Source organism: Devosia sp. Z11_6, from assembly GCF_058133665.1.
Map to the genome: position 1 here is coordinate 732,124 of NZ_JBYUNQ010000002.1, position 25,511 is coordinate 757,634.

General features: G+C 63.8%; 22 protein-coding genes and 1 tRNA gene. 13 read left to right on the forward strand and 10 right to left on the reverse strand.

The window, feature by feature from the left end:
- Nucleotides 1-643: 643 nt before the first annotated feature.
- From AC3YMN_RS08820 to AC3YMN_RS08840, 5 genes are all read right to left on the reverse strand, one after another.
- Entirely contained in the window at nt 644-889 is a 246-nt protein-coding gene (locus AC3YMN_RS08820; RefSeq protein WP_489889718.1) for a hypothetical protein, read from the reverse strand.
- Between the two features lie 400 nt (nt 890-1,289).
- A tRNA-Leu gene (locus AC3YMN_RS08825) sits at nt 1,290-1,373 on the reverse strand.
- An 82-nt stretch (nt 1,374-1,455) separates the two neighbouring features.
- Nucleotides 1,456-2,253, reverse strand: a complete 798-nt coding sequence (gene aac(3), locus AC3YMN_RS08830; protein WP_489889719.1) for an aminoglycoside 3-N-acetyltransferase — start codon at nt 2,251-2,253, stop codon at nt 1,456-1,458.
- 16 nt (nt 2,254-2,269) lie between these two features.
- Nucleotides 2,270-2,674, reverse strand: coding sequence for a winged helix-turn-helix transcriptional regulator (locus AC3YMN_RS08835; protein WP_489889720.1), 405 nt, complete (start codon nt 2,672-2,674; stop codon nt 2,270-2,272).
- 54 nt (nt 2,675-2,728) lie between these two features.
- Nucleotides 2,729-3,310, reverse strand: coding sequence for a DJ-1/PfpI family protein (locus tag AC3YMN_RS08840; protein ID WP_489889721.1), 582 nt, complete (start codon nt 3,308-3,310; stop codon nt 2,729-2,731).
- Between the two features lie 164 nt (nt 3,311-3,474).
- Between AC3YMN_RS08840 and AC3YMN_RS08845 the strand changes: the two genes are divergently transcribed.
- Entirely contained in the window at nt 3,475-4,641 is a 1,167-nt protein-coding gene (locus AC3YMN_RS08845) for a D-alanyl-D-alanine carboxypeptidase family protein (RefSeq protein ID WP_489889722.1), read from the forward strand.
- On the opposite strand, the gene AC3YMN_RS08850 is transcribed toward AC3YMN_RS08845, so the two are convergent.
- Entirely contained in the window at nt 4,638-4,865 is a 228-nt protein-coding gene (locus AC3YMN_RS08850) for a sulfurtransferase TusA family protein (protein ID WP_489889723.1), read from the reverse strand. The genes AC3YMN_RS08845 and AC3YMN_RS08850 overlap by 4 nt on opposite strands.
- A complete protein-coding gene (locus AC3YMN_RS08855) occupies nt 4,855-5,346 on the reverse strand; it encodes a CAP domain-containing protein (RefSeq protein ID WP_489889724.1) in 492 nt (163 codons plus the stop codon). Before AC3YMN_RS08855 ends, AC3YMN_RS08850 begins: the two co-directional genes overlap by 11 nt.
- 307 nt (nt 5,347-5,653) lie before the next feature.
- Here AC3YMN_RS08855 and AC3YMN_RS08860 point away from each other — a divergent pair, with 307 nt between their 5' ends.
- Together AC3YMN_RS08860 and AC3YMN_RS08865 are read left to right on the forward strand one after the other, a co-directional pair.
- A complete protein-coding gene (locus tag AC3YMN_RS08860) occupies nt 5,654-7,711 on the forward strand; it encodes a hypothetical protein (RefSeq protein WP_489889725.1) in 2,058 nt (685 codons plus the stop codon).
- Between the two features lie 140 nt (nt 7,712-7,851).
- Entirely contained in the window at nt 7,852-9,000 is a 1,149-nt protein-coding gene (locus AC3YMN_RS08865; protein ID WP_489889726.1) for a YihY/virulence factor BrkB family protein, read from the forward strand.
- 7 nt (nt 9,001-9,007) lie between these two features.
- Here AC3YMN_RS08865 and AC3YMN_RS08870 read toward each other — a convergent pair whose 3' ends face one another.
- From AC3YMN_RS08870 to AC3YMN_RS08880, 3 genes are all read right to left on the reverse strand, one after another.
- Nucleotides 9,008-9,547, reverse strand: coding sequence for a hypothetical protein (locus tag AC3YMN_RS08870; RefSeq protein WP_489889727.1), 540 nt, complete (start codon nt 9,545-9,547; stop codon nt 9,008-9,010).
- Nucleotides 9,548-9,638: 91 nt separating this feature from the next.
- Entirely contained in the window at nt 9,639-12,050 is a 2,412-nt protein-coding gene (locus AC3YMN_RS08875) for a putative bifunctional diguanylate cyclase/phosphodiesterase (protein WP_489889728.1), read from the reverse strand.
- An 8-nt stretch (nt 12,051-12,058) separates the two neighbouring features.
- Nucleotides 12,059-12,562 (reverse strand): putative pterin-binding protein, encoded by a 504-nt coding sequence (locus tag AC3YMN_RS08880; protein WP_489889808.1) that lies wholly within the window; start codon nt 12,560-12,562, stop codon nt 12,059-12,061.
- Nucleotides 12,563-13,099: 537 nt separating this feature from the next.
- Between AC3YMN_RS08880 and AC3YMN_RS08885 the strand changes: the two genes are divergently transcribed.
- The 10 genes from AC3YMN_RS08885 (at nt 13,100) to AC3YMN_RS08930 (ending at nt 25,509) form a co-directional block, all read left to right on the forward strand.
- Nucleotides 13,100-13,831 (forward strand): Crp/Fnr family transcriptional regulator, encoded by a 732-nt coding sequence (locus AC3YMN_RS08885; RefSeq protein ID WP_127754645.1) that lies wholly within the window; start codon nt 13,100-13,102, stop codon nt 13,829-13,831.
- Between the two features lie 143 nt (nt 13,832-13,974).
- Nucleotides 13,975-15,021 (forward strand): LacI family DNA-binding transcriptional regulator, encoded by a 1,047-nt coding sequence (locus tag AC3YMN_RS08890; RefSeq protein ID WP_127754644.1) that lies wholly within the window; start codon nt 13,975-13,977, stop codon nt 15,019-15,021.
- Nucleotides 15,022-15,161: 140 nt separating this feature from the next.
- The gene (locus AC3YMN_RS08895) at nt 15,162-16,067 is read left to right on the forward strand and encodes an ABC transporter permease (RefSeq protein WP_489889729.1); all 906 of its coding nucleotides are present in this window, start codon (nt 15,162-15,164) and stop codon (nt 16,065-16,067) included.
- Nucleotides 16,067-16,966 (forward strand): carbohydrate ABC transporter permease, encoded by a 900-nt coding sequence (locus AC3YMN_RS08900; protein WP_127754643.1) that lies wholly within the window; start codon nt 16,067-16,069, stop codon nt 16,964-16,966. Before AC3YMN_RS08895 ends, AC3YMN_RS08900 begins: the two co-directional genes overlap by 1 nt.
- A gap of 168 nt (nt 16,967-17,134) precedes the next feature.
- On the forward strand, nt 17,135-18,559 hold the full coding sequence (locus AC3YMN_RS08905; protein ID WP_489889730.1) for an extracellular solute-binding protein: 1,425 nt from the start codon (nt 17,135-17,137) through the stop codon (nt 18,557-18,559).
- 183 nt (nt 18,560-18,742) lie between these two features.
- The gene (locus tag AC3YMN_RS08910; protein WP_489889731.1) at nt 18,743-19,912 is read left to right on the forward strand and encodes an ADP-ribosylglycohydrolase family protein; all 1,170 of its coding nucleotides are present in this window, start codon (nt 18,743-18,745) and stop codon (nt 19,910-19,912) included.
- A gap of 76 nt (nt 19,913-19,988) precedes the next feature.
- Nucleotides 19,989-22,085 carry an ADP-ribosylglycohydrolase family protein gene (locus AC3YMN_RS08915; protein ID WP_489889732.1) on the forward strand — a complete coding sequence of 699 codons (2,097 nt, stop codon included), beginning with the start codon at nt 19,989-19,991 and terminating at the stop codon, nt 22,083-22,085.
- A 126-nt stretch (nt 22,086-22,211) separates the two neighbouring features.
- Nucleotides 22,212-23,270, forward strand: coding sequence for an ABC transporter ATP-binding protein (locus tag AC3YMN_RS08920; RefSeq protein WP_173088282.1), 1,059 nt, complete (start codon nt 22,212-22,214; stop codon nt 23,268-23,270).
- A gap of 215 nt (nt 23,271-23,485) precedes the next feature.
- On the forward strand, nt 23,486-24,691 hold the full coding sequence (locus AC3YMN_RS08925) for a CaiB/BaiF CoA transferase family protein (protein ID WP_489889733.1): 1,206 nt from the start codon (nt 23,486-23,488) through the stop codon (nt 24,689-24,691).
- Nucleotides 24,688-25,509 carry an HpcH/HpaI aldolase/citrate lyase family protein gene (locus AC3YMN_RS08930; RefSeq protein WP_489889734.1) on the forward strand — a complete coding sequence of 274 codons (822 nt, stop codon included), beginning with the start codon at nt 24,688-24,690 and terminating at the stop codon, nt 25,507-25,509. The genes AC3YMN_RS08925 and AC3YMN_RS08930 overlap by 4 nt, the downstream gene beginning before the upstream one ends.
- Nucleotides 25,510-25,511: the final 2 nt, after the last annotated feature.

Below are 25,511 nucleotides of genomic sequence, written 5' to 3' on the forward strand. Positions count from 1 at the left end.
GAGCGCAGAGCATTTCTGCCCGTTTCAATGCGTCCGGAACGGAGTAGGGTTCTTACGTAGCGGACAGCACCTTGTCCCCGCCGGTAATTCAATCGGGCTAGTAAATGGAAGCGCCTGCCTCAGGCCTCGCGTCGTCGCCGATGGCTAAACACACTCAAAACTCAACGGTAGTTTGTAGTGGCTTTTCTTACGCTATTCACTCTTGGAAGTTTGCCGCCAGCTGCACTGTGGGCCGCTTTGAAGTTCGCCGGCGCTAGCTACATGTTGAGTTGGCCAGATGGCGTCCTTACGACCTTCATTTACTTAGCGCCCCAGCTTTATTGGGCTGTTTCTCAGAGCCTCTCGTCAGCATGGAGGCTACCCCTTCTCGCCGCGCAGTGCGCAACCGCCGGAGCTCTTGCCCTTGCGTATGCTACGACATGGGCGGTATCAGTTTATATGTTGAATGCCGACGGCGTAGCGATGGGGTACATCACCGCATCCTACGCGATTTATATCTTGTTCCTGGCGTGGTGGTTCTGGGTGATATGGACGTTGCGGTCACGCCTTAAGATTGGCTGGGCGTTTAAGGCTGGGAAAGATAGTGCCTAAGTCCTAGACTACCGTCGCCAGACACCGCGATCAAAAAGCGTGAAGCGCTTCATCAATCCACCGGATCATCGTCGTTGGCGATGGGAATTTCTTGGTCCACCTCTGTGGCGGCCATGAACTCGGCCAGCGCTGTGATCAGAGTCGCCGCGGCGCTCCGGTTGACCGAGATTGGGAGAAAACCCTGATCCGTGTCCAGTTCTAGAATGCCGAGGTGGTGCTCCTCGATGGAGATAACGCGCACCTGGCAGTCGAGCAGGCGGTTGGGTTCGTTTAGGTCTATAGTGATTTTGAGGCTCATTCCTCACGCTATCTCGACGGAGGAGGAGGCGGCAAGTGGAGGGTGGTGAGGTGGCACGTCAGTCGTCGTCACCGTCGCCAGGCCCAACAGCGCTAATCCTGGAGAACAGCCACTCTAGATCATTGACGCTGCGCTGCTCCAGCGTGAACTCCAGCCATTCTAGCCAGTGCTCTAGCGTGCGGTCGCCTACTCTCGTTTGACCGTTATTAGGTTTGCTCTCTGCAGCCCGCCGAACAAACGATGCGACCTTCTCCGCTTCGTCCCGCTGAGCGGCAAGCCTGACCAGCAACTGCCATCGCGGATCTTCAACAGCAGCCTACCGACGCGCCCTCTCCCACAGTTCTTGTTTTCTTTGCGCCAGCTGCTGAGCAGCGTCCCGCTCGTCATCCCTAGCCTGGAGTGGTGCCCCCCGCCGGACTCGAACCGGCACGCCTCGCGGCGGAGGATTTTGAGTCCTCTGCGTCTACCATTCCGCCAGAGGGGCACGGGCTGTGTCTAGCGCAAGGCGCTTTGCGCCGCAACTGGGTGCGATAGGGTGCGTGCGCAGGTTTTTAGCGCGGACACGATCAGTTTCCCACCCCGCGGTAATGCTGTTCGAGCCAGTGAACGGCGAAGGCAAGGATCTCGGGCGCGGCAACGAGGACGCAATCCGCATTGCCGACCCGGCCCGTTTGCCCGGCGCCAGTGGCGAGATAATCGCGCACCACGGTGGCGAAATAATCTTCGGGGAGCCCAGGAGGGGCGTTGGCAGTGTCAAACTCCTCGCACCAGCGCCAGTGAGTGGCGCCATCTATAAGCAGGGGGACTTCGAAGCGCTTAACCGGCTTGCCCGGAATATCGGCCAGGTGCTCGGCATGGTGGAGGAGGGTCATGGTGTCGAGCGGGGCGCCGAGCATCAGCGTTTTGCCGCCCGCCTCGACCAGCTTGCCCAGCGGGGATTGCGGGCCATAGCCATAATCGAGGGCATGATCGGCGGTGAACCAGTCGGCCTGCCCACCCAGGGCGGCGCAGGAGGCGCCGGGATTGCCGCTGCGCCGGGCCCCGGGGGTGGTGCGCAGCAATTCGGGAAAGGCGCCGTTGTCGCGGATCGAGCGCGAGCGCGCCGGATCGAAAGGCGGCACATGCGGGCGGAGCGCGGGATCGGCAAAGGCGTCTTCCTCGCTTTGCCAGTCGCAATAACCCAGCAGCGTGCCCTCGGGGCCGAGCACATCGGTGAAGGCGTCGATCAGCGCGTCGGGGCCGCCCAGAATAGGGCCGACCAGGCGCAGCGCCGCGTGCACCAGCACGGCATCGCCGGGCCCGAGGCCCAGGTCCTGCAACTGCCCAGCGAGGGACGGTCGGGTCCAGGGCGAGGGCGAGGGCATTCAGCTACCCCCTGGCCTAAGCGATCTTGCGCGGCTGCTCGGCCTCAACGGCGATGGCACGCTGATCGTAGACCGTGCGGGCATCGATGATGGCGCCATGATGCTCGGCCGACCAGTCCCACAGCGCCTGAATGGGGTTGGTCAGCGTCTTGCCCAGTTCGGTCAGGCCATATTCAACCCGGGGCGGCACCTCGGGATAGATGGTGCGGGTGACCAGGCCATCGCGCTCGAGATTGCGCAGGGTGAGGGTCAGCATTCGCTGCGACACGCCATTGATCGAGCGCTTGAGTTCGTTGAAGCGGATGGTGTCATGGCGGGCGAGAATGCCCACCACCATCACGCTCCACTTGTCGCCGATGCGGTTGAGCACATCGGACATGGCGGTGCAGTTGGAGCGATTGGCGGTGTCCTGGAGCGACATGGGCGACCTGCGGGGTTGGTTGGCCCTCAATATAGAGATGGTTCCTTTCAGTGCCTAGGGTGCAGTTTGTGCCGGCGGGTGCTCGGCGGCAAACAGCCCATAGTAAAACCGCAGATCGTCGCTGCCATAGCCCAGGGCCTCGAGCATCTCGGCCATGAAACTGACCGGGGCGGTGCCGGGGGCGGTGATGATGGCACCGGCGCGGACGGCCCGGGGCTGGTCCCGGTAGAAACGGGCGCCGCCATAACCGGTAGGGGCGAGGTTGTCGGTGCTGTTGCTGGTATGGGGGATGGTGTCGAGCAGGCCGGCGCGGGCAAGGGGCAGGGTGCCATCGCAGATGCCGCCGACCACCTTGCCGGCTGCCGCCGTCGCTTGCAGCAGGCGGGTAAGGTCGGGTGCTCCGGGTTGCGACCAAGCCGCGCCACCGCAGATGACAAGGGCATCAATGCCGGCGGGATCGATATTGTCGACAGGCAGGTCAGGCGTGACCTGCAGGCCGCCGGCGGAGGCCAGCGGGATCCCACCGGGGGCGGCGTAGCGGGTGGTGATGCCGAGATGGCCGGCACTGGCCGCGTTCAACAGGGCTGTTTCCCAATCGGCAAAGCCGGGGGTGAGGACGGTAACAATGGTGGTCATGGGCGTTCTCCAGGTGGAAATTGCGGTTGTGCCGCGACCCCTCGTCAAGGGATGTCAGGAGGTTGGGGGTTCAAAAGCCCGTGGGTGGGAGGGCCCGTGCATTGAGCTTGGGCAAGGTGGCTGTTAAGAACGCGCGCCCCTTATCAGTCCCGGAGCTCGCTCTCGTGCCGTCAGCTCGATCCTTGCGCTCAGCGATCATTGCCATTGTCCTTAACTGCCTGTGGGCGGGTGCTGCAGTGGTCCAGGCCAACCCCATGCTGCTCGTGGATATGGACAATCTTGCGGTGCTGTATGAGGAAGATGCCGGCCAGCCCTGGCACCCAGCGTCGCTTACCAAGCTGATGACCGCTTATGTGGCTTTCGAGGAAATCCAGAAGGGCACCGTGACGCTGCAGACGCCGGTGGTGCTGTCGCGCAATGCGATCAACCAGGCGCCCAGCAAGTCTGGGCTGCCGGTGGATAGCGCGCTGAGCCTGCAGGACGCGCTTTATATCATGATCGTCAAGTCGGCCAATGACATCGCCATGGGGATCGCCGAAACCGTGGGGGGCACCGAAGCCCAGTTTGTCGCCAAGATGAACGAGACGGCGGCGCGGATGGGGCTATCGGCAACTCGCTTTGCCAATCCGCACGGGCTGCATGACCCGGCCCAGCAAACTTCGGCGCGCGATCTGGCGGTGCTGTCGCTGTATTTGCGGCAGAACTTCCCGCAATATGCCGAGATGTTCGGCACCGAATTTGTGCAGCTGGGCAAGGCCAAGCTCGAAAGCAATAATGCCCTGCTGACCAAGTTTGCCGGCACTACCGGCATGAAGACTGGCTATGTTTGTGCTTCGGGGCTCAACATGGTGGTGACCGTCGAGCGCGACGGGCGGCGGCTCCTGGCGGTGGTGCTGGGCGGCTCATCGGCGCGCGATCGCAATGAGCGGGCGGCCGAATTGGTGTTGCGCGGCCTGTCGGGCGCGGCCCGGCCGGCCGGGCAGTCGCTGCTGGCGCTGGCCAACAATCCAAGCGCCGCGCCCGTCGATATGCGCGCGCGCATCTGCGGCCAGCAAGCACCGGAATATGTGAAGGCGCAGGAAGCGGCCTTCCCCATGGGCCTCAAGGGGCAGCCGAGCTATCTCAATGATGCAATCCCGGCGCAGTCCTATGTGGCGACCAATCTGGGCCGGGTGCGCGTGGGGATCGAATTGCCGCGTCCGCGTCCCGATCACGCGCCGGCCTTCCCGATCGCCAGCGATGTCGTAGGGATCGAGGCGGAGCTGCGGCCCGGTATGGCGGCAACCGCCACCGGCCCGGTACCCATGCCACGGCCGCGCCCGAACCTTTAGCGGCGCACCAAGTCGAAGCGCAGGTGATCGCCGGCGTCGGTCACCGTGCAGTCATGGCCGTTCTGGCGGCAGTAAAGCGGGATGTCGATGCGCGCCATCGGGTCGGTGGCCAGCACGACGAGCCGGGTGCCGGCTGGCAGTTGGGCCAGCCGTTTTTCGGTTTGCAGCACCGGCAGGGGGCATTTGAGCCCCCGCGCGTCGATCAGTGTCGGCTCAGTCGGCAAGAATAAGCACCCAGTAGATGCCGTAATTGGAGGTCGGATTGAAGGCCACGGCGACGCCGGCCTTGCCGGCATTGGCACGCAGGCCAGCCGCATCGGCGGGGTTGTTGCGCCAGCCCGAGAAGGTTTCGGCGAAGGTGGCGTAACCGGCGCTGAGCTTGAGCGCCTTGACGCCATTGGGCGTCTTGGGCGGCGTGCCGGTGGATGCATACTGGTTGACGAGCGCCTGGGCAGTGCCGCTCAGGCCAGTATCGAGCGCCAGGGCCGGCAGGCCATTGGTGGCCCGATAGGCATTGATGATGCCGATGGCCTGGGCCCGGTCGAGGCTGGCGCCTGGCTGGTCCATGCGGGCGGACAGGCCGGGCGACAGGGTCCCGGCGGAGCCGGCAGTGTTGCCAAAGGGGCTGCAGGCGGACAGCAGGACCGCGCCAAGAAGACCAAGGGTGGGGAGCAAAATGGCGGTGCGGCGGCGAATGGCGCTCATGGATTTTCCTTCGGCAAAGGCACGGATGAAGGGCGGAATGCTCCCCTATACACCGTTGAACCGGCGGGTGGGGGGCCTTTATGTGGCGCTTGAGGTCACCTTTCAGCCAGCGCGTTGACGGTTTGCTTACCCTTTGCATGCCTCTCCCGAGGCGTTGTGACCAGGCGGGGGAGCGCTGGTCAGTAAAATTGACATCAATTGCTTTTCGGGTCGGCAAGGACGCCAAGTAAAGTCGGGGCAAAGGCAAGAAACCGCCCCCTCCTCCTTCCGTTGATCGGAACTAATCATTTCGGCTTAGGAGATGTCTATGTTCCTTCGATCCAGCATTTCTGTTCTTGCCTTGACGGCTGCCTTGGCAGTATCCCCCGCTTCTGCCCAGCTGCTTGATGCCGATATTGGCAGTGGCGGTGTCGACATCTCGGTGGGGGGCGATGATGGCCTCAATGTCGGGGTGGGCGGCGGCGATGGCGGGCTGGATGCCGGCGTGGGGCTTGGCGGCGATAATGGCATCAATGCCGATGTGGGCCTTGGTGGCGATACGGCGGTCGATGCCGACGTCGATGTTGGTGGTGATGATGGTCTGGGCGTCGATGCCGAGATAGGCGGGGACGCGGCCGTGGATGTCGGCGTCGAGGCCGGCGACAGCGAAGTGGTGTCCGGCACGGTGCTGGGCGGCGACGGCAGCCCCCGCGCCAATGTGCTCGACACCGATGTCAACGTGATCCAGGGCGCTCCGGTCAGCGCCGATGTCAATCTCGGCTCGGGTTCCCGCTCCGGCGCGGCAGTAGATGCCGATGTGCAGGTCGGAGCCCAGCAAACAGCGACAATCGATCCCACGCAAACGGTAACCGGTGGCACCAGGCTGCTGGCGCTGGGCAGCCCAACGGCGCGGGCCGAGGCGCTGATCGAGCTGATCGCCGATCCAGGATTGGCCGAGATCGACCTTGATGCCAGCATCGATGATCGCCGCATCGCGCTGGTCCGGGTGGACGAGGTGCTGTCCGAGGCGGCGCTGGCGGAGATCGAGATTGCCATCGGCGACAATCCCGAGGGTCGGGCGGATTTGCTCGCGGTTCTTGAAGACAGCGCGGTGCTGAGCTCGGTGCTGGAACGCGAAGGCGTGGCGCTGGAAGATGTGCTCGCGATCGAGGTCGGGGCCGATGGCTTGACCGAAGTGTTGGTGCGCGGGGCCCCCGAGGCCCTGGTGGCGGAAGTGGACGCGGCTGGCATCGATGTGGTCGATGCCGAGCTGGGCGCCGGCTCGGGTGAGCTCGCCGCCGATGTCGCCATCCTGCCCCGTGACGGGCAGGCTGGCGGGGAGGGCGCCGCGAGCGGAGACCTTGCCGATCTCGACGTCGCCGCCCTCACTGAAGAGGAATTGGCGGCGCTGGACTTGTCGCTGCTTCCCGATGAGCAGCAGCGTGTGGATGCCGTGCTGCGCATTTTGGGCACGGAGGGCGATGCGAGCGGAGCGGGCGGCGGCGAGATCACCATCCTCGATCTTGATGCCTTGCTGGGTGAGGCGGCACAGGCCGATGTGCTGGCAACGCTTGGCGGCAGTGATGACGATGAGGCCCTCGCTGAGGTTCAAGCCAAGCTCGCCCTCACGCAGGCGCTGGCCGATGCCGGGATTGCGCCCGAAGCCGTGGTCGCGGTTCGCGCCGGCGGCGCCGGGCAGGTGCGGCTCCTGGTTGATACGCAGGCCCAGCTTGCCGACAGCGGTGATGGCGCCGCAGGAGGCGTCACGGGGGCTGGCGGGTCGGCTCCTGCGGACGAGGCAGGCAGCGATGGCGCCGGTGATGGAGCAGGTGGCAATGGCGATGATGCCAGCGGCGATGCGGGTGGTCCGGACACGGATACCGGCAGTGCGGCGCCCGATGATGCTGCCGGGGGGGCCAACAATGGCGCGACGGGCGGCGGAGCTTCCGGCGATGAGGACACGGCTGGCTCCGACGGCAGCAGTGATGGTGCAACGGGCGCCCAAGACCAGGCCGGCGCGCTGCCGGGCGGCGCTCCGTTGGCCGCAACAGCATCCGCTCAGGTGCTGACGGCTGAAGTCGAAGCCTTTGCCCTTCCGCTTCGCACCGTGGGGTGTTCCGGGGCTGCCGAAGCGGTCGCCGCAGGCGATGCGGCCGAGCCTGCCGATGTTCTTGCCGCCGGTTCGGGCGATGCCTCGCTGGTGCTGCTGGAAGGCTGCGGCTCCGCCGGTCTGCCGATCCCGGCAGCCGAGGAGTTGCGCAACGCGGTTGCCGCCAACGAGGCCCTCGGGGCAGCCCTGGCGCAGTCCGGGGTCGGGCCGGTCGATGTGGTGACCGTGACCCAGGGAGATACGGGCCTGACCCTTTTCGTGGTCGACCCCAACTAAGCTCACGGGCACAAGCGGGCAAAGCGGGCCTCGCTCCTTTTTGGAGCGGGGCCTGCTGTTTGCTGGGTCTCGCAGGCTGGTGGCCTGCAACCACGCTGGCGCTTTGTCGTTGCCCCTCCCAAGGCAAGGGAACAAAGCAGATGGCAACAGTCCAAAACCGCAGTGCCGAGCAGGATCATGGTCGTGAGGCGGATGCGCCAACGGAGGTACCGGCAAAGGGCTGGAAGGACATCCTGTGGCGCACCTATGCCGAGATCAATGATGATCGGGTGACCCTGATCGCGGCGGCGGTAACCTATTACCTGCTGCTGGCGATCTTCCCCACCCTCACGGCCTTTGTGTCCCTTTATGGCCTGTTCACCGACCCGGCCACGGTGACCGAGCATGTCAGGGCACTGTCCGCGGTGGTGCCCGAAGGAGGCATGGCCATCATCGATGAACAACTCAAGCGCCTGACCTCGAGCCAGGAATCGACGCTGAGCTTTGCCCTTATCATCTCGATCGCCATTGCGCTTTGGAGCGCCAGTTCGGGGGTCAAGACGCTGTTTGAGGCAATGAACATCGCCTATGACGAGCGCGAAAAGCGCAATTTCTTTGTTCTGAACGCCACCGCCCTCGTGTTTACCCTGGCCGGTGTCGTTGGCGCGGTGGTGATGATTGGCGTGGCCGTGGTGGTGCCAGCGGTGCTGAATTTCCTCGGGCTGGGGAGTGGGCTGGAATGGGTGCTCAAGATCGGCTCCTACCTGCTGCTCGCCGTGGTCTTGCTGTTGGGTATTGCCGTTCTTTATCGCTTCGGCCCGAGCCGGCAGCAGCCGAAATGGCGCTGGGTTACCCCGGGCGCTCTCCTTGCCGTGGTCGGGATCATCGTCGTGTCGCTGCTGTTCTCCTGGTATGCGGCGAACTTCGCCAATTTCGACAAGACCTACGGCTCGCTGGGCGGGCTCATTGCCCTGCTGACCTGGATGTGGATCTCGGTCACCATGCTGATCGTGGGTGCCGAGCTTAATGCGGAGGCCGAGCGGCAGACGCGGCGCGATTCCACCGTGGGCAGCAGCGATCCGCTCGGTCACCGTAATGCCACCGCAGCCGACACGGTAGGCAAGTCCCGCGACGAGGGCGGGGAACCCACCGACGATATTTCAGGCAAAAGCCCGGAATGGCAGGCCGGTTACCGGGCCGCTGCTGCGCAGCTGCGCCCACGGCGGCAGCATTCCCTGGGCGCCCTGGCCCTGGCAGTGCCGGCTTCACTCGCGCTCGGCGCAATGCGGCGGCGGGACAAGCGCTCCTAGCGGGGCGTTATCCCGGCAGCCCATAGGCCGAGGACCCGCAGCCGCTTTGGCGCCAGTAATTGGTGACCGGCTGAAACGCGCCAGTGGCGAGGAACTGCAGCTGAGCGGTATAGGCCATGGCCATGCACTCGCCGGGCCCGGCGACCACATGCACCATTTCATGCAGGATAGTGGTTTGGCGCAGGGCATCGGTGCCGGAGTCAAAGAACTGCGGGCAGAGATTGATGGTTATAGTGTCGGCGGCCGGGTTCGGGATCACATAGGCGGCAAAGCGGGTGCAGGCTTTATCGCCTTCGCCCTGCGCCTGAAAGGCCACCTGCACCTCCCCCGATCCGCTGGACGGGACAAAGCGCAACTGCCGCAAGGCCTGCGCGTAAGCCGTGGTCGGCACGCCCATGCTGGATGAGCCAAGTGCGCCTTGCGCCTTGGCGAAGGTCTGCACGGCGTCGGCAAGGGCCCGATCCAGCAAGCTCCAACTTTGAGCGCCCGCGGGAACGACGCTCGTCACCAGCGCGGATGCAAGCGCGATTGCAGGCAGAAAACGCATCAACTCAGTCCCTTAGCTGCGCCCTTGCTATACTTGCGGGCGCGCTGGCGCCACAAGATCACAGCGTCGCGGGGGGGAGATGGGGGCAGTTTCAGGCCGATTTACGTTCCGCAAGTGGATTGGCTGCAGAATCGACTTCTGCGGAGGTCGCGTGAGTTGCGGCGATGTGATGGGCTATCTCGCTCGCCGGCTTGGCGCGATCGAACAGGAAGCCCTGCACATTGGTGCAGCCGGCTTGTTGGAGCAGGTGGAACTGTTCCTCGGTTTCCACGCCTTCGGCGGTGGTCTGCATTCCCAGCACTTCACCGAGCTGAATGATCAGTCGCACCACGGAAACGGCGTCATCGCGATTGGTCAGATCGGCCACGAACGACTTGTCGATCTTGATGGTGTCAAAGGGGAAGCGACGCAGATTGCTGAGCGAGGAATAGCCGGTGCCGAAGTCGTCCATCGCGATGCGCACGCCAATGTCCTTGAGGCGCATCAGCGCGGACAGGGTTTGCTCGTCGCCCTGGAGCAGCACGGATTCGGTGATTTCCAGCTCCAGCCGGTGCGCGTCCAGCCCCGATGCGGCGAGGGCGTCGCCGATGGTCCTGACCAGCTCGCCACTCTTGAACTGAACGGCAGACAAATTGACCGCCAGGCCCAGATCTCCGGGCCAGCAGGCCGCTTCGGCGCAGGCCTGCTGCAGCACCCAGGCGCCGATCTCGTTGATCAGGCCCGTCGCCTCGGCGAGCGGAATGAAGGTCGAAGGCGGCACGAGCCGATCCCCACCCGGACGCCAACGCAGCAGCGCCTCGTAGCGGCACACCTGGCGCGTTTCAGCCACGAGAACGGGCTGGTAATGCACTTCCATCTCGCCCCGATCCAGCGCCTTGCGCAGATCGGCTTCCAGCGTCTTGCGGGTTTGCAGTTGCTGGTCGAGCTCCGGCTCGAAAAACCGCACCCGGCCCTTGCCATCGGCCTTGGCGACATAAAGCGCCAGATCGGCATGGCGCAGCAATTCCTCGGTTTCCACTGGCGTCTTGGGGCAGAACTGCGCCACCCCGATGCTGGCGCCGACGGACAGTTCGCGCCCCTCCAGAAAATAGGGCCGGGACAGATCGGCAATCAGCCGCTCGCCGATCCGGCGCTGCTGTTCGGCATCGCCTTCAATCCAGCAGGCGGTAGCGAACTCGTCGCCGCCCAGCCGCGCCACGGCGTGGTAAGTCGTGCTGCCCTGCTGCAGGCGCTGGGCCACGACTTTGAGGAGTTGATCGCCCAGGTGATGGCCGAAGGTGTCATTGACGTCCTTGAAGCCATCGAGATCGAGCAGGAACACACAAAAGCTGAGGTCATGCTTGCGCGAGCGCAGCAACATCTGGTCCAGCTGAAGCCTGAACTGCACGCGGTTGGGCAGATTGGTCAGGGCATCGTGGTGGGCCATATGCGCGATGCGCAGCTCGGCGCGGCGGCGCTCGCTGATGTCCTCATAGGTTGCGAGCCATCCGCCATCCGGCAGCGGGGTATGGGAAACCGCATAGGCGCGGCCATCGGGTAGCTCGGAGGTGAACACCTTGCCGGTGCGGTTCCAGATCATCGGGAGCTGGCGGGCCAGGATGCTGTAATAGGCGGTGTCCGCGCCTTGCTCGGCCGCCCTTTCCTCCATCTGGGTGGCGGTGACACCAGGCTCCAGGTTCTGCGGCAGGCCGCAAAGTTCGGCAAATCGCTGGTTGAACACGACGAGCTTGCCATCGGCGTCGAAGGTGCAGATCGCATGGGACATGTTGTTAAGGGCAGCATCGAACCGGTCATTCTGCGCCCGCAGGGTCTTGGAGGTTGCCCCCAACTGAGCGGCGAGCGTGCTGACATCCTGGTAGGCGCGTTGCAACAGCCGATTGTTGCGGAACAGCAGCAGCGTCAAGGCGACACCGCACAGGATCAGGCCCCAGGCGAGGCCAGTGAAGATCCAGTGCAGGCGCTGCAGTTCGGCCCGATCGGCGGCAGTGCGTGCGGCGCCATAGGCCCCGGCCGCGGAGGCAAGAGCGGTCAGGCGGGCGTCCAACGGGGCAAGGGCCGCAAGCCCCTCGAGCAGTTTGGCCCGCGTATGGGGTTCGGAGGCGAGCAGGCCATCGACCGTTTCAAGCGCGCCCCGCACAGCATGAACGGTTTCCTGATTGGCCGGATCGGCCTCGATAAAGATGCGCAGCGTGCGCGAGTTTTCACTGGAAGCCGGGCCAGCCTCATACATCTCGACCCGGCTGAACATGATGTCGAGCCGCAGCATGGCTTCGGCCAGCCGCTCTGGCGTGGCGTCGAGCGCGTAAAGGGCCAGGCTCTGCTCGAGCCGGGTGAACTCGGAAAGGGACTGGCTGACAGTCCAGGCAACATTGTAGCGCGACAGGTTTTGCAATGCGGTCTGGCGCTGGGCAATCACCAGCGAGGTGTAGCAGGTCGCGACCACAAGGCAGCACACGATGACTGCCAAGGCGCGCTGCATGAACTTGACCGACGCGGCCTGCACAGCTCTGGTTACTCCACGATCAACTGTTTGACCTGCCAGGCGGCCCGCCCATAATAGGTCGAGGTGCGCAGGTCCGGGTTTTCGTCGAAGGGATAGATGATAAAGAGCGGGCCCTTTTCCCGCACCGTCATGTATTGCCCGTTGTGGCGCAGCGCCAGAATGGGTCCGAAATCGGCAAAATCCGAGAGTGGGATCGTGGTGACATAGTCGTTGAGCGCAATGGCAGTGACGGTGTGCCCCTCGGCGCCCACGGCATCCATCAGCGCCTCGAGCGGCACGCCTTCATAGGTACTCACCCCGTCAAACCAGGGCGTCCGGGTCACAATGGCGGCGTTGCCAAGCGCCTCGAGCATCGTGCGGTCAAACACCGCCACCCCGTCCTGATTGGTCTGGGTGATGTTGCCGGATACGGTCAGGATGGGCTGAGCTGTTGGTACATCAAGCGCCACTGCACCCAAGGTGGAGCAGACAATCATCACGGCGCTGGTGAGCAGGGACAGGTACAACTTCATGTTCATCGCTGGCTTGGTCCTTTATGCGGCAAAGGTCAGCTAGAAAGATGAAGGTCAGGTGAAACCAAGTCGGTAAAAGCTCCAGATGGCCTACATGTTTGCACCGCCAAGCCTGATGCTGCACTTCCAGCGCCGTTCCGGTCGGCAAGAGCAAGCTGTCAGTGCTCGCTGGGCGGATCATCTTGCCGGCAGCTTCGGTGACTTGGCGAGATCGGGTTGGCTCCGCATTCTGGCTTTGACTAACATACGATAGTGCGCGGATCAGCGACTTAGCGGCATTAAAGCTGACATGGCGCGTTTGCCTGCCAGCGCCAAGGCCGCAAGCACAACGACCATATCGGCGGGGGGACAAGGACGGGCGTGGGTGCCGGCACTTTGCGGGCGCATCCTCCTCTGGGTCCGGGGCGTGTGGCCGCAGTTTGAAGTGGCTCCAGGCCGCGCCACAAACCTGGTTCGCGAACAGCGATTGGCAAGAAAAGAAGCAACTACAGCGACCCGCGCACGTTTGTGCGCGAAGGTCCGGTACCAAGGCCCACCATGGACGATCAGCGTCTTGATAGATTTTTTCGCCGCCTGCGGGTGCGTGACACCCTAGGACAAGCAGAACGGGATGCGCTTTCGGCGGCGGCCGGCCAGACTGTTCATTTCGCCCCGGGCGAGTTGATGGCGCGCTATGGCAGCAGCCCGAACAAGAGCCTGTTGCTGATCCAGGGCATGGCTGCCCGGCAAAACACGGTGGAAAGCGGCCAGCAGCAGATCACGGCCTTTCACATCGCGGGCGATTTCGTGGATCTGCATGCCTTCCTGCTATCCAAGCTGGATCATGATGTCAGTGCGATGTCCGCCGTGGCGGCCGTTGAGTTCCCCCATGATGCCTTGCGGCAGATCACCGAGGACTATCCGCACCTAACGCGGCTGCTGTGGCTCTCGACCTTGCTGGATGGGGCGATCCACCGGCAATGGCTGGTGGCGATGGGGCGGCTGACCGCGATTGCGCATATGGCGCATCTGTTCTGCGAGCATTATGTGCGCGCCCAGGCCGTGGGGCTGGCCGAGGATATGAGCTTTCCCTTCGAGATCACGCAGCAGGAGCTCGCTGATGCGCTGGGGCTTTCCAATGTGCATGTGAACCGCACGCTCCAGGAGCTGCGGCGCCAGGATTTAGTGTCCTGGGATACCAAGCGCGTGCGGGTGATCGACTGGAAGCGCCTGCAGGATGTGGGGCAGTTCGATCCTATCTTCCTTGATGTCGTGCATACGCCGCGGTGAGGCGCAGTTAGTCTCGAAAATAAGTAATCCCCTGGTTTGGGGTGGCTGCGGCGCGCTGTCGAGGGTTGCAGCATTGACATTGCTGGTATTCGCGGTAACGTTCCCGCGGTGTGGCAGGGCGGACCGGCTGCAAGGGATGGTTCATGCGCAACAGCCGCGATCGCCGACCAACCATTGTTGATGTTGCCGAGCGCGCCGGGGTGTCCAAGAGCACCGCGGCCCGCGCGCTGACGGGCTCGTCCAATATCACCGAGGAAACCCGTGACCGGGTGATCCGGGCCGCCGCCGCCGTTGGTTATGAGCGCAATCACCTCGCGGTGGGCATGCGCTCGGGCCGCAGCGGCCTGTTGGGCCTCGTGATCCCCGATATCACCAACCCGTTCTGGGGCGATGTGGCGCGTGGGGCGCAGGATCGTGCTTCGCGCAGCGGGGCGTCACTGCTGATCTTTTCTTCCGACTGGGACCCCAAGGCGGAAGCGGCGCATCTGGGCGCGCTGCGCCGGGCGCGGGTCGATGGGGCGATCATCAACCCGGTGGCCGACAGTTTTGACGATCTCGACCGCTTCGGCCTGCCTTGCGTTTTCATCGGCTCGAGCGCCGAGCGCTTTCCCAATATTTCCAGCGTCGGTTCGGACATTGCCCAGGCGGTACGGCTCGGGCTGGACCATTTCGTGCAAAAGGGCCATCCGGCGCCGAGCCTCCTGCTTGGCCCGAAATCGCGTTTGGCGCGGGCACGGTTCTTGCGCGCGGTGCATGAGCATTGCGTCGAGCGGGACGTCGATCCTGCCGTGCTGCCGATCGAGGACGGGGAATATACCGTCAGGGGCGGGCGCGAGGCGATGGCGCGGCTGCTGGAGCGCCCGCGCGTCGGGCATCTGGCGGTGTTTGCGGCCAATGACATGATGGCGTTGGGCGCGATGATGGCGGTGCGCGATGCCGGGCTCGAATGCCCCCGCGACGTTTCAATCATGGGTTTTGACGGCATTCCCTCGGGCGAGTTCGCCTGGCCGGGTCTGACCACGGTGGCCAAGCCGGGGCGCGATATCGGCGAGCGCGCCGTGGACGGGCTCTTTGACGAAATCGAACACAAGCCGGACCACCGGCGCATTTACATGCCGTGCCGGCTGGTTGAGCGCGGCTCGATTGCCGAACTGTCGGCGCAGGCCGCGCAGCGACGCGCCGCGAGCTAAGGAGTATCTGGTTGATGGTTGGCTCATCGGAAGAGCAGCTCGGCGCCGCAGTGGCGAGTGGGAACGTTCCCGTGAACGGACACGCTGCAGGCGTTTTGCCGCAGGCGGGGCCGCAATCGCGCCATGTTGCTGAACAGGGTATGAACAGGCTTGAGCGCTTCCGCTTCGGCCTGCGCCAATGGTGGCCCTATTACGCCATGATGGCGCCGGGCCTGCTGTTCTTTTTCGTTTGGCATTACGTGCCGATCTGGGAAGCCAAGATGGCTTTCGAGCAGGTGCGCATCATCCCGCCCAATATCTGGGTCGGGCTCAAGAATTTTGGCGTGCTGTTTTCCTCGCCCATCTTCCATCAGGTGCTGCTCAACACGCTGATCATTTCGGGCATGAAGATCCTCTTTGTGTTCCCGGTGCCGATCATGGTGGCGTTGCTGCTCAATGAAGTGCGCAATGGCAAGCTGCGCGGGGCGATCCAATCGGCGATCTACCTGCCGCACTTCTTGAGCTGGGTGGTGATCGCGGGCGTGTTCATCGCGCTGCTGTCGCCCACCGATGGTGCCGTCAACCAGGTCCAGCAGTCCATGGGCTTTGGCACCACCAATTACCTGACCAATACCGGCACGATCCGCTGGGTGCTGGTGATCTCGGAAATCTGGCGTTCGGCGGGTTGGGATAGCCTCCTATATCTCGCGGCGATCTTTGCCATTGACCCGCAGCTATATGAGGCCGCCGAGATGGATGGCGCCAATCGCTGGCAAAAGATCTGGCATGTGACCATTCCGGGGATCGTGCCGACGATCGCGACGCTGTTCATCCTCAATATGGGCATGTTCCTGTCGGCCGACCTCAACCAGGTCATCAATTTCCAGAACGCGGTCAACGCTTCCACCATCGATATCATCGACACCTATGTCTACCGCATGGGCCTTTCGACCGGTGAATATGCGCTGGCGACGGCCGCCGGCCTGTTCAAGGCGGTGATCGGCATGATCCTGGTGTTGACCTCGCATCTCGTCAGCAAGCGCCTTACCGGCAAGGGAGTGTGGTGATGTTTGGTCAATCGCGCCGGACGCCGCTCGAGCGGGTCGAATATGTGCTGATCGTGTCAACGCTCCTGCTGCTGGTGGTGTTCACCCTGCAGCCGCTGCTGAACCTTTTGGCCCTGTCATTGTCCGAGCCCAGCAAGGTTGCCGGTTTTTCGGGCCTCTCGATCATCCCCGACGGGTTTTCGCCCGATGTGTGGATGCTGCTGCTGCAGCATCCCAATGTGCAGCGCGGCATTTTCAACTCGGTGTGGATGACCGCCACCAGTGTGTGCATCGGCGTCTTCGGCACCGCCTTGATGGCCTGGGGTATGTCGCGGCCGGGCCTGCCCGGACGGCGGATCATTTTCCTGCTCGTGCTCGTCACCATCGTGTTCGAGCCCGGGATCATTCCCGACTATTTCCTGATGAAACGCATGGGCCTGCTCAACACGCCCTGGTCGGTGATCATGTATAAGGCGATCAGCGCCTGGTACCTCATCATCCTGATCCGCTTCTTCGAGGAGATCCCGCAGGAGCTTTTGGAAGCAGCCGAGCTCGACGGCGCCAATCCGTTCCAGACCTTCTTCATGGTGGTGCTGCCGCTGGCCAAGCCGGCGCTGGCGACGATTGCCCTGTTTTATCTCGTGCTGCACTGGAACGAGTTTTTCCGGGCGATGATCTATCTCAACGACCAGACCAAATGGCCGCTGCAGGTGGTGCTGCGCCAGTTCGTCATCGAGGGCGACAAGCTCGCCATCGTGGGGGCCAACAATGCCGCCAACAATATCGGGCTGGCGCAGATCAATATCCGCGCGCTCAAGGCGGGGATGATCCTCATCACCATCCTGCCCATTCTCGCGATCTATCCGCTGATCCTCAAATTCTTCACCAAGGGGACGATGTCGGGAGCGCTCAAGGGATGATTGGGGCGACACAATCTTGGGGGGATCGCCGATGGACCCCAACCCCCGCCCTCCCCTCAAGGGGGAGGGAGGCCAGGCTCCGAGATCCCGTTTTTCGAACCTTTCCACAAGAACCGCAAAATTGCGGCCAATGACGAAAGAAACGACAATCCAAGGAGGAAATGTCTGATGCTGAAGAAACTACTGCTGGCCTCGACGGCCATGGCAATGCTGGGGGCGCTGGCTGCGCCGGCAATGGCGCAAACCACGCTGCGCCTTGTGAGCAAGGATCTGCTCAACAGCAATCCCGATGACGTCAAGGAGATCGAGGCGATCGAAGCGGCGCTCAAGGAGCGCGGCGTTGATGTCGATATCCAGATCGTCGACCTGCCGGGCTCGGGCTATGCCGATGCGCTGGGCGTGATGCTGCTATCGGGCGATATCCCGGACATCATGTATTTCCAGGGTGGCGACCAGAAGATGGCCGAGCAGGGAGTGCTCGAGGACCTCACGCCCTGGATCGAAAAGTCCGAGTTCATCAAGGATGCGCTGTGGCCGCACAATGTGGAGCGCCTCGCGAACTACCCTTATCTGCTCTACGTGTACCCTTCGCGCGCGCCCCAGCCGGTGATGCGCCAGGACTGGCTCGATGAGCTGGGCATGGAACCCCCGACCACGGTCGAAGGCTATGAAGCGCTGTTCCAGGCCATCCACGATGCCGATCTCGATGGCGACGGCACGCCGGGCAATACGCTGGGCCTGACGGGGTTCGGCAATACGGGCGAACTTGATTCCATCTTCAACCAGGCCTTTGGCGTCAGCGCCACCTGGATGAAAAATGCCGATGGCACCTGGGTTAATTCGCGCGTCACCGATGCCGAGCGCGCCAAGCTCGAATTCTATGCGCGCCTTGCCAGCAAGGGTCTTTACGACAAGGAATATGTCACCAACACTTTCGATGTGAAGGAAGACAAGTTCTATACCGGCCGGGCCGGGGTGATCTTTGGCTCTTCGCCAGAGGTGATCGACATCTATTCGGGCAAGATGCGCCAGGCCCATCCGGGCGAGGAGATCACGCTGACCGTGCTGCCAGTACCGGAAGGCCCGGGGGGCAAGGGCCTTGCAGCGGTTGACGTGTCCAAGGAAGCGCGCGGCTGGGCGATCTCGTCCCTGTCCGAGCACAAGGAAGAAGCCTTTGCCGTGCTCGATTTCATGGCGAGCAAGGAAGGTCAGGATATCGACCGCATGGGCTTTGCCGATGTGCACCATACTGTAGGCGCTGACGGCACGGTGACCTTCACCGATCAGATCTCGACCTGGTATGCGCGCTTCTTCAATGCCGCGAACTGGACGCCCGCGACCCCGCTGCTCTCGCCCACGGCGCAGACGGCGCTCGACACGATCAAGGGCAATTTCACCCCGGACAACGCCTTTGTCTGGCCAGCTGAATATGCCGCCGATGTGGACGCGGCCGAGCAGGTTTATCGCGGCTGGGTCGCCAAGTTCATCACCGGCGAAGCGAGCCTCGATGAATGGGACCAGTTTGTGGCGGAATACAATGCCGCGGGCGGCCAGCGCATGGCTGAATATGCCGCGACGGTGCTGGGCCAGTAAGCCCGGCGCAACTTGAGCCCTCCTCCTCTCAAGGGGGAGGGGTTGGGGCGGGGGCTCTGCTGCTCCCGCAACCTTCCTGGCCTTCGGATTGGCCCGAACCCCCACCCTCGATCCCTCCCCTCAAGAGGGAGGGAGGCGCCGCCCCGGCCTCGTAGAAGACTTCAACTGAAAGTGCCCAAACAAATGACCAAATCCCTCCAATCGCGTATTCGCGGCATGTTGCATGGCGTGGCGCTGGGCGACGCGCTCGGGGCGCCGGTGGAAAAGCTTTCGGCCGCGCAGATCCGCGAACGCTATGGACGGGTCACTTCGGTGATGACGCGCTGGCACAAGATGGATTTGCCGCCCGAGCAGCGCAATCACCGGGTGCGGGGGGACGGGATCGTCACCGACGATACGCTGATGACCCTGGCGGTGATGCAGATTTATGCCGAGGAGCGCCGGCATCTCGATGCCTGGGACATGGCCGACGGCATGGTGCGCCAGATTGCCTGGACCCCACGCTGGGTGCCCGAGTTGCAGCGCGAAGCCATGCTGATCGACCGGCTGTTTTATCCCGAAAAGTGGATTTTCCAGCGCCATCAGCTGTCCAATTGCGATCCACGCCAAGGCGGCATCGGGAACATGGTGAACTGCGGGGCCGCGATGTATATCGCCCCGATCGGGGTCGCCAATGCCGCCGATCCCAAGGGCGCCTATGACGAGGCGATCGCCTTTGCCGCCGGGCACCAGGAAAGCTATGGGCTGGAGGCAGCGGGCGTCGTGGCAGCCGCAGTGGCGGCCGCCTTCGTGCCGGGCACGACGATCGATGCGATCGTAGATACCGTGATCGGACTGGCCAAGGATGGCACGCGCGATGCCATCATCGATATTGCCGCCTTGGCGCGCCAGCTGCGCGGCAGCGGGGCTGACCATGCGGCGGTGTGCGAAGCGTTCCATGGGGCGATCGCGCGCTATTCGGTGATGGGCGACGACGTCAACCACAGCGCCGCCAAGGTCGGGCGGCTGAGCGATGCCTATCGCCCCTCGCGGCTGCAGGCAATCGAAGAGCTGCCGCTGGCGCTGGGCTTTTGCCTGCTCAACAACGGCGCGTTCCGCCCCTCGATCGAGGACGGGATCAATTCGGGCCGCGACACCGATTCCATCGGGGTGATGGCCGGGGCGATCCTGGGGGCCATGCACGGCGAAGAGGTGGTTGCGGCTGAGGACCGCGCGCAGCTCGACCTGGCCAACCGGCTCGACCTGTTCGCGGCGGCCGATGCGTTCACCGCCGTGGTCGAGGACATGCTGGCGGCGGACCGAAAAGCAATGGAGGCGCGCTGGGTGGCCAGGGCGGAACTGGGTTTGGCCTGATGTGAACTCTGTCCAGCTCGTCGCGCGCCGCGGTTGAGCATCTCATCCAGTCTCTTCAGTATTCGAAAGTTCAAGCATGCTGTCCGAAACCCAAATCCTCGAAAAGATCTATGCCGGCTTTATCGGCAAGGCCATCGGCGTGCGCCTGGGCGCGCCCGTCGAGCCCACGATCTGGAGCTATGAGCGCATCCAGAAGACCTATGGCGAGGTGACGCAATATCTGCGCGATTTCAAGAATTTCGCCGCCGACGACGACACCAATGGCCCGGTGTATTTCATCCGGGCGCTGCGCGATTACGGGCTCAAGGCAACGGCCGCGGATGTGGGCAAGACCTGGCTCAATTATGCCGCCGAAGAGCATGGCATGTATTGGTGGGGCGGGTTTGGCGTGTCCACCGAGCACACCGCTTATCGCAATTTGCGGGCCGGCATCCCTGCGCCGCAATCGGGCTCGATCGCCCAGAACGGCACGACGGTGGCCGAGCAGATCGGCGGGCAGATCTTTATCGATAGCTGGGGCTGGGTGAATCCGGGCAATCCGCAGCGGGCGGCCGAAATGTCGGCCATGGCTGCATCGGTGGCCCATGATGGCGACGGGCTCAATGGGGCGCGGTTCTGCGCGGCAGCGATTGCGGCGGCGTTCGAGGCCAAGAGCATCGACGAGATCATCGAGACGGCGCTGGCAACGATTGATCCGGCATCCACTTATGCGCGGGTGTGCCAGGCGGTGATCGGTTTTCACCGCGCCAACCCGGACAACTGGCGCGCCTGTCGCGAGATGCTGGAAGCCGAATGGGGCTATGACCGCTATCCGGGCGTTTGCCACATCATCCCCAATGCCGGCGTGACGATCATGGCCATCCTTTACGGGAAGGGCGACCTGCCGCGCACGGCCGAGATCGCGACCATGGCGGGCTGGGACACCGACTGCAATGCGGGTAATGCGGCGGCGATCGTTGCGACCTTCCAGGGCCTGCATGAGGGCTGGGACAAGTATCGCAAGCCTATCAACGATTTCATTGTTGCCTCGGGCATTGTGGGCACAATCAACATTGTCGATATCCCGAGCTTTGCCCGCGAGCTGACCGTGCTGGCGCTGCAGCTGGCCGGCCGCGAAGTGCCCCAGCTTTGGATCGAGGACATGACGCGGCGCGGGTTGCGCTTTGACTTCGACCTGCCCGGCTCGACCCATGGCTTCCGCAGCGATGGCACCAACCAGATCTCGGTCAAGCATTCCGCTGAGCGTCACGTCGAGGGCTCGCGCGGTTCGCTTGAAATCCAGCTCGATCGCCTCGAGCGCGGGCAGGGCGGACGCGTATTCTGGAAGCCTTTTTATCGGCGCACGGATTTCGACGATGAGCGCTATCGCCCGATGTTCTCGCCCGTGGTGGATAACGGCCAGACCGTCAGCTTCAAGCTTTGGCTCGACCCCTGGAATGGCGACGGCAATCTGCGGGTGGTGCCTTATGTGCGCCGCACCATGAGCGGGGCGATCGAGGAAGTGGGCGCTTGGGATGTGCCATCGGCCACCGGTTGGCAGGATTACAGCTTTGCGGTGCCCGAGGGGGTCGAGGCGATCGACGAGATCGGCATTTCCATCGAGTATTTCGGCCGGCTCAAATTCCTGGGTCGCCTGTTCCTCGCCGATTTCAGCGTTGGTGGTGCGGGTCACACCGTGATCGAGCCGGAAACTGAAGTGCAGGAATGGGGTGCCATTTCGCGCTTCACCTATAATAGGGGGCACTGGACCAAGAGCTTTGGCCGCATCCAGGGCCATACGGCCGGTGATGCCGATATGTGGACCGGCCATTATTATAGCCGCGACGTGACGGTGAAGGCCGATATCCAGCGCCTGTCGGGCATCTCGCAGCTGGTGAGCGCGCGGGTGCAGGGCACCGGCCGGTTCTATGCGGCGGGTCTCGAGGGGGATGAGGTCGTGATCCTCAAGGAGGATTTCGGCAGCACGGTGCTGGCGCGGGCACCGTTCAAGGCGGAAACGGGCAAGAGCTACGACATCGCATTCACCGTGCGGGGCGACCAGCTCAGCCTTGCCGTGGACGGGCAGCAGCTCGTGACCGCAACCGATGCTGACTATGCCTACGGCATGGCGGGGCTGCGGCTGGCTTCGGCCGGGCGGATGAGCGTGGGCCGTTTCGAGATCGTCGAGGGGTAAGGAACCCCAAACCCTCCCCGGGTGGGGGAGGTGTCTGCCCCGTGGCTGGGGTTTAATCCTGCCAAGGCTTTGGCCCGTGCGCTCCCAGTGAGCGCCGGGCCAGGGGAATCTCAAAGGAGAGACCGCATGTCGGAAATCGAACTCAAGCATGTCGGCAAGCGCTATGGCGATGTCACCGTGCTCAATGACATCTCGCTTGAAATGGCGGATGGCGAATTCGTCGTGCTCGTGGGCCCGTCCGGCTGCGGCAAATCCACCCTGCTGCGCATGATTGCGGGGCTGGAGGATATCACGGCGGGCCAGATCACCATTGGCGGCAAGATCGTCAACAATATGCCGGCCAAGGAACGCGACATCGCCATGGTGTTCCAGAGCTATGCGCTTTATCCGCATATGAAGGTGGCGGACAATATGAGTTTTTCGCTGCGCCTGGCGGGCACCTCCAAGGCCGAGATCAAGAGCCGCGTCGCCGCTGCCGCCGAGATTTTGGGGCTGGAAAACCTGCTCGACCGCTTGCCGCGCGAGCTGTCAGGCGGGCAGCGCCAGCGCGTGGCGATGGGCCGGGCCATTGTGCGCGACCCCCGCGCTTTCCTTTTTGATGAGCCACTCTCCAATCTCGATGCCAAGCTGCGCGTCAAAATGCGCGGCGAAATCAAGCGGCTGCATCAGCGGCTGGGCAAGACCATGGTTTATGTGACCCACGACCAGACCGAAGCCATGACCATGGCCGACAAGATCGTGGTGCTCAATGGCGGGCGGATCGAGCAGGCCGGCGCGCCGCTCGAACTCTACAACAACCCGGCCAACCTCTTTGTCGCGGGCTTTATCGGCTCGCCCGAGATCAACCTGCTTGAGGCGACTTACACCGGCGGCACCGAGATCGCGATCAAGGGCGGCCAGTCGATGCCGCTCGGCACCGCACTCGACGTGCCGGCGGGCACTGCGATCACCTATGGCGTGCGGCCCCAGCATATCACACTGGGCGCGAGCGGGGTTCCGGCCGAGGTACTGGTGGTGGAGCCCACTGGCGACGCGCAGGAAGTGCTGGCGCGGGTGGGCGAGGAAGACGTTTCGGTGGTGGTGCGCGACCATCCCCTGCTGACGCCGGGCGAAGTGGTGCAGCTGGTGATCGATCCGGGCAAGCTGTTTGTGTTCGATACCAAGACCGGGCTGCGGTTGCGGTAAGTTCAGGGCAGCACGCACGCGGGTGGGTGCTTGGACCTCCCTTCCCTTTAGGACAGGGTTGGACGAGCATCGGTGGTCGGCTCGGCGACCCCACCCTTGATCCCTCCCCTCAAGGGGAGGGAAGGGCAGGAGCCGCGAGTTCGGTAGCTGCTCCCCCTCCACAGGGAGCGGGAAGCGACGATCCGGCAAAGGGCTCAGTTAGATTGGTTGAATTGATGACGCATGCGCAAAAGGCCTTTGACCCAACTGCAACCGGGCCGCTCGATGGCATCCGGGTGCTGGATCTGTCGCGGTTGATGGCGGGCAATATGCTCAGCCTGCAACTGGCCGATTTTGGTGCCGATGTGGTCAAGATCGAGCCGCCAGAAGGGGACCCGCTGCGCGACTGGCGTGATGACGGGCATTCGCTGTTCTGGAAGACCTATGGGCGCAACAAGCGCTCGGTGGCGCTCAATTTGCGGCACGCGCCGGCAATGGCGGCATTGTGGAAATTGATCGAAACGGCCGATGTGCTGATCGAAAACTACCGGCCAGGAACGCTGGAAAAGATGGGGCTGGCGCCCCAGGCGCTGCTGGAGCGCAATCCCGACCTGATCGTGGTGCGCATTTCCGGGTTCGGGCAGACCGGGCCTTATGCGCAGTTCCCCGGCTTTGGCACCATCGTGGAAGCCATGAGTGGCTTTGCCGACCGAACGGGCTTTCCCGACCGCGAGCCGGTGCTGCCGCCGCTGGCATTGGCCGACATGATCGCTGGCATCTATGGGGCTTCGGCCACGACCCTGGCGCTTTATGCGCGCCAGGCGGGAACGGCGCGGGGGCAGGTCATCGACCTTAGTCTCCTTGAGCCGATGTTTTCGGTGCTCGGTCCGGAAGCGGCCATTCATGCGGTGACGGGCAAGATCAAGCAGCGGGTGGGGAGCGCCTCCAACACCGCATCGCCCCGCAATGTCTACCAATGCGCCGACGGCAAGTATCTGGCGCTGTCGGGCTCGACCCCGGCGGTGGCGCGGCGAATTTTCGAGATCATCGGGCGGGCCGATATGAACGAGGATCCGCGCTTTGCCAACAATTCCGAGCGGGTCAAGCACCGCGCCCTGGTGGACGAGGCGGTGGGTGCCTGGTTTGCCCAGCGCCCGAGCGAAGAAGCGCTCGCGGTCATGCGCCAGTCCGGCGCGACCGTGGGGCCCATCTTCAACATAGCCGATGCCATGGCCGATCCGCATTTTGCCGAGCGCGAAATCATCGTCGAAGTGGAGGACGAGCAGTTCGGCCATTTGCCCATGCACGATATCGTGCCGCGCCTCTCCGGCACGCCGGGCGTGTGGCGGCGGCCGGCGCCAGGCCTTGGCGAGCACAGCACCGAAATCCTGCGCGAAGCGGGGCTGGACGAGGCGGCGATTGCTGCAGCGGTGGCGCCGTGATCCGCTCGCTGCTCTATGTGCCGGCCCATGCCGAGCGCTTCATCGCCAAGGCGCATCAGCGCCAAGCGGATGCCATCATCCTTGATCTCGAGGATGCCGTACCGCCCGAGCACAAGCTTGCCGCCCGCGAAGGGCTCGAGGCGAGCGTGCCCAGCGTCGGGCAGGCGGGCGCGCAGGTGTTCGTGCGCATCAATGCCGCAAGCATCGAAGATGCACTCGCAGCGTGCAGGGCCGGAGCAGTGGGCCTCTTGGTCCCCAAGGTGGAGCGCGCGGCAGATCTGGAGCGGCTGGGTGAAGCGCTCGAGCTGACGGAGCGTGAACTCGGGCGCAGCCCCATGAGCCTCGTGGCCATTCTGGAAGACCCCGGCGCTGTGCTTGAGGCACGGGCTATTGCGCGCGCGCCCCGGCTGCTGGCGCTGGCGACGGGCGGGGAGGATCTGGCGCTGGCGCTGGGCGGCCAGCCCACGCCCGACGTGCTGCGATTGCCAAAGCTGCTGGTGCATTACGCCGCCAAGGCGCAGGGATTGCTGTCCTGGGGGATGCTGCGCAGCGTCGCCGATTACACCGACCATGAGGGGATAAGCGCGGCGGCGCGCGAAGCGCGCGAGCATGGCTTTGATGGCGCCACCTGCGTGCATCCGGGTGTCGTGCGCTTGCTCAATGCGGGTTTTGCCCCGAGTGCCGAGGAGCTGGCCTGGGCCCAGCGCGTCGTCGCGGCCGCCCAACAGGAGAGTGGAGCCTTTGCGCTGGATGGCCGCATGATCGACGCGCCAGTTATTGCGCGCGCCCGAGCGCTGCTCGCAGTAACAAAGGCGTGACA

Excerpts from the sequence above, each read along its gene's own strand:
- AC3YMN_RS08835 (WP_489889720.1), bottom strand. The coding sequence starts at position 2,674 with ATGTCGCTCCAGGACACCGCCAATCGCTCCAACTGCACCGCCATGTCC.
- AC3YMN_RS08840 (WP_489889721.1), bottom strand. The coding sequence starts at position 3,310 with ATGACCACCATTGTTACCGTCCTCACCCCCGGCTTTGCCGATTGGGAA.
- AC3YMN_RS08880 (WP_489889808.1), bottom strand. The coding sequence starts at position 12,562 with ATGAAGTTGTACCTGTCCCTGCTCACCAGCGCCGTGATGATTGTCTGC.
- AC3YMN_RS08895 (WP_489889729.1), top strand. The coding sequence starts at position 15,162 with ATGAACAGGCTTGAGCGCTTCCGCTTCGGCCTGCGCCAATGGTGGCCC.
- AC3YMN_RS08890 (WP_127754644.1), top strand. The coding sequence starts at position 13,975 with ATGCGCAACAGCCGCGATCGCCGACCAACCATTGTTGATGTTGCCGAG.
- AC3YMN_RS08900 (WP_127754643.1), top strand. The coding sequence starts at position 16,067 with ATGTTTGGTCAATCGCGCCGGACGCCGCTCGAGCGGGTCGAATATGTG.
- AC3YMN_RS08855 (WP_489889724.1), bottom strand. The coding sequence starts at position 5,346 with ATGAGCGCCATTCGCCGCCGCACCGCCATTTTGCTCCCCACCCTTGGT.
- AC3YMN_RS08915 (WP_489889732.1), top strand. The coding sequence starts at position 19,989 with ATGCTGTCCGAAACCCAAATCCTCGAAAAGATCTATGCCGGCTTTATC.
- AC3YMN_RS08860 (WP_489889725.1), top strand. The coding sequence starts at position 5,654 with ATGTTCCTTCGATCCAGCATTTCTGTTCTTGCCTTGACGGCTGCCTTG.
- AC3YMN_RS08910 (WP_489889731.1), top strand. The coding sequence starts at position 18,743 with ATGACCAAATCCCTCCAATCGCGTATTCGCGGCATGTTGCATGGCGTG.
- AC3YMN_RS08885 (WP_127754645.1), top strand. The coding sequence starts at position 13,100 with ATGGACGATCAGCGTCTTGATAGATTTTTTCGCCGCCTGCGGGTGCGT.
- AC3YMN_RS08870 (WP_489889727.1), bottom strand. The coding sequence starts at position 9,547 with ATGCGTTTTCTGCCTGCAATCGCGCTTGCATCCGCGCTGGTGACGAGC.
- AC3YMN_RS08905 (WP_489889730.1), top strand. The coding sequence starts at position 17,135 with ATGCTGAAGAAACTACTGCTGGCCTCGACGGCCATGGCAATGCTGGGG.
- AC3YMN_RS08820 (WP_489889718.1), bottom strand. The coding sequence starts at position 889 with ATGAGCCTCAAAATCACTATAGACCTAAACGAACCCAACCGCCTGCTC.
- AC3YMN_RS08925 (WP_489889733.1), top strand. The coding sequence starts at position 23,486 with ATGACGCATGCGCAAAAGGCCTTTGACCCAACTGCAACCGGGCCGCTC.
- AC3YMN_RS08865 (WP_489889726.1), top strand. The coding sequence starts at position 7,852 with ATGGCAACAGTCCAAAACCGCAGTGCCGAGCAGGATCATGGTCGTGAG.
- AC3YMN_RS08920 (WP_173088282.1), top strand. The coding sequence starts at position 22,212 with ATGTCGGAAATCGAACTCAAGCATGTCGGCAAGCGCTATGGCGATGTC.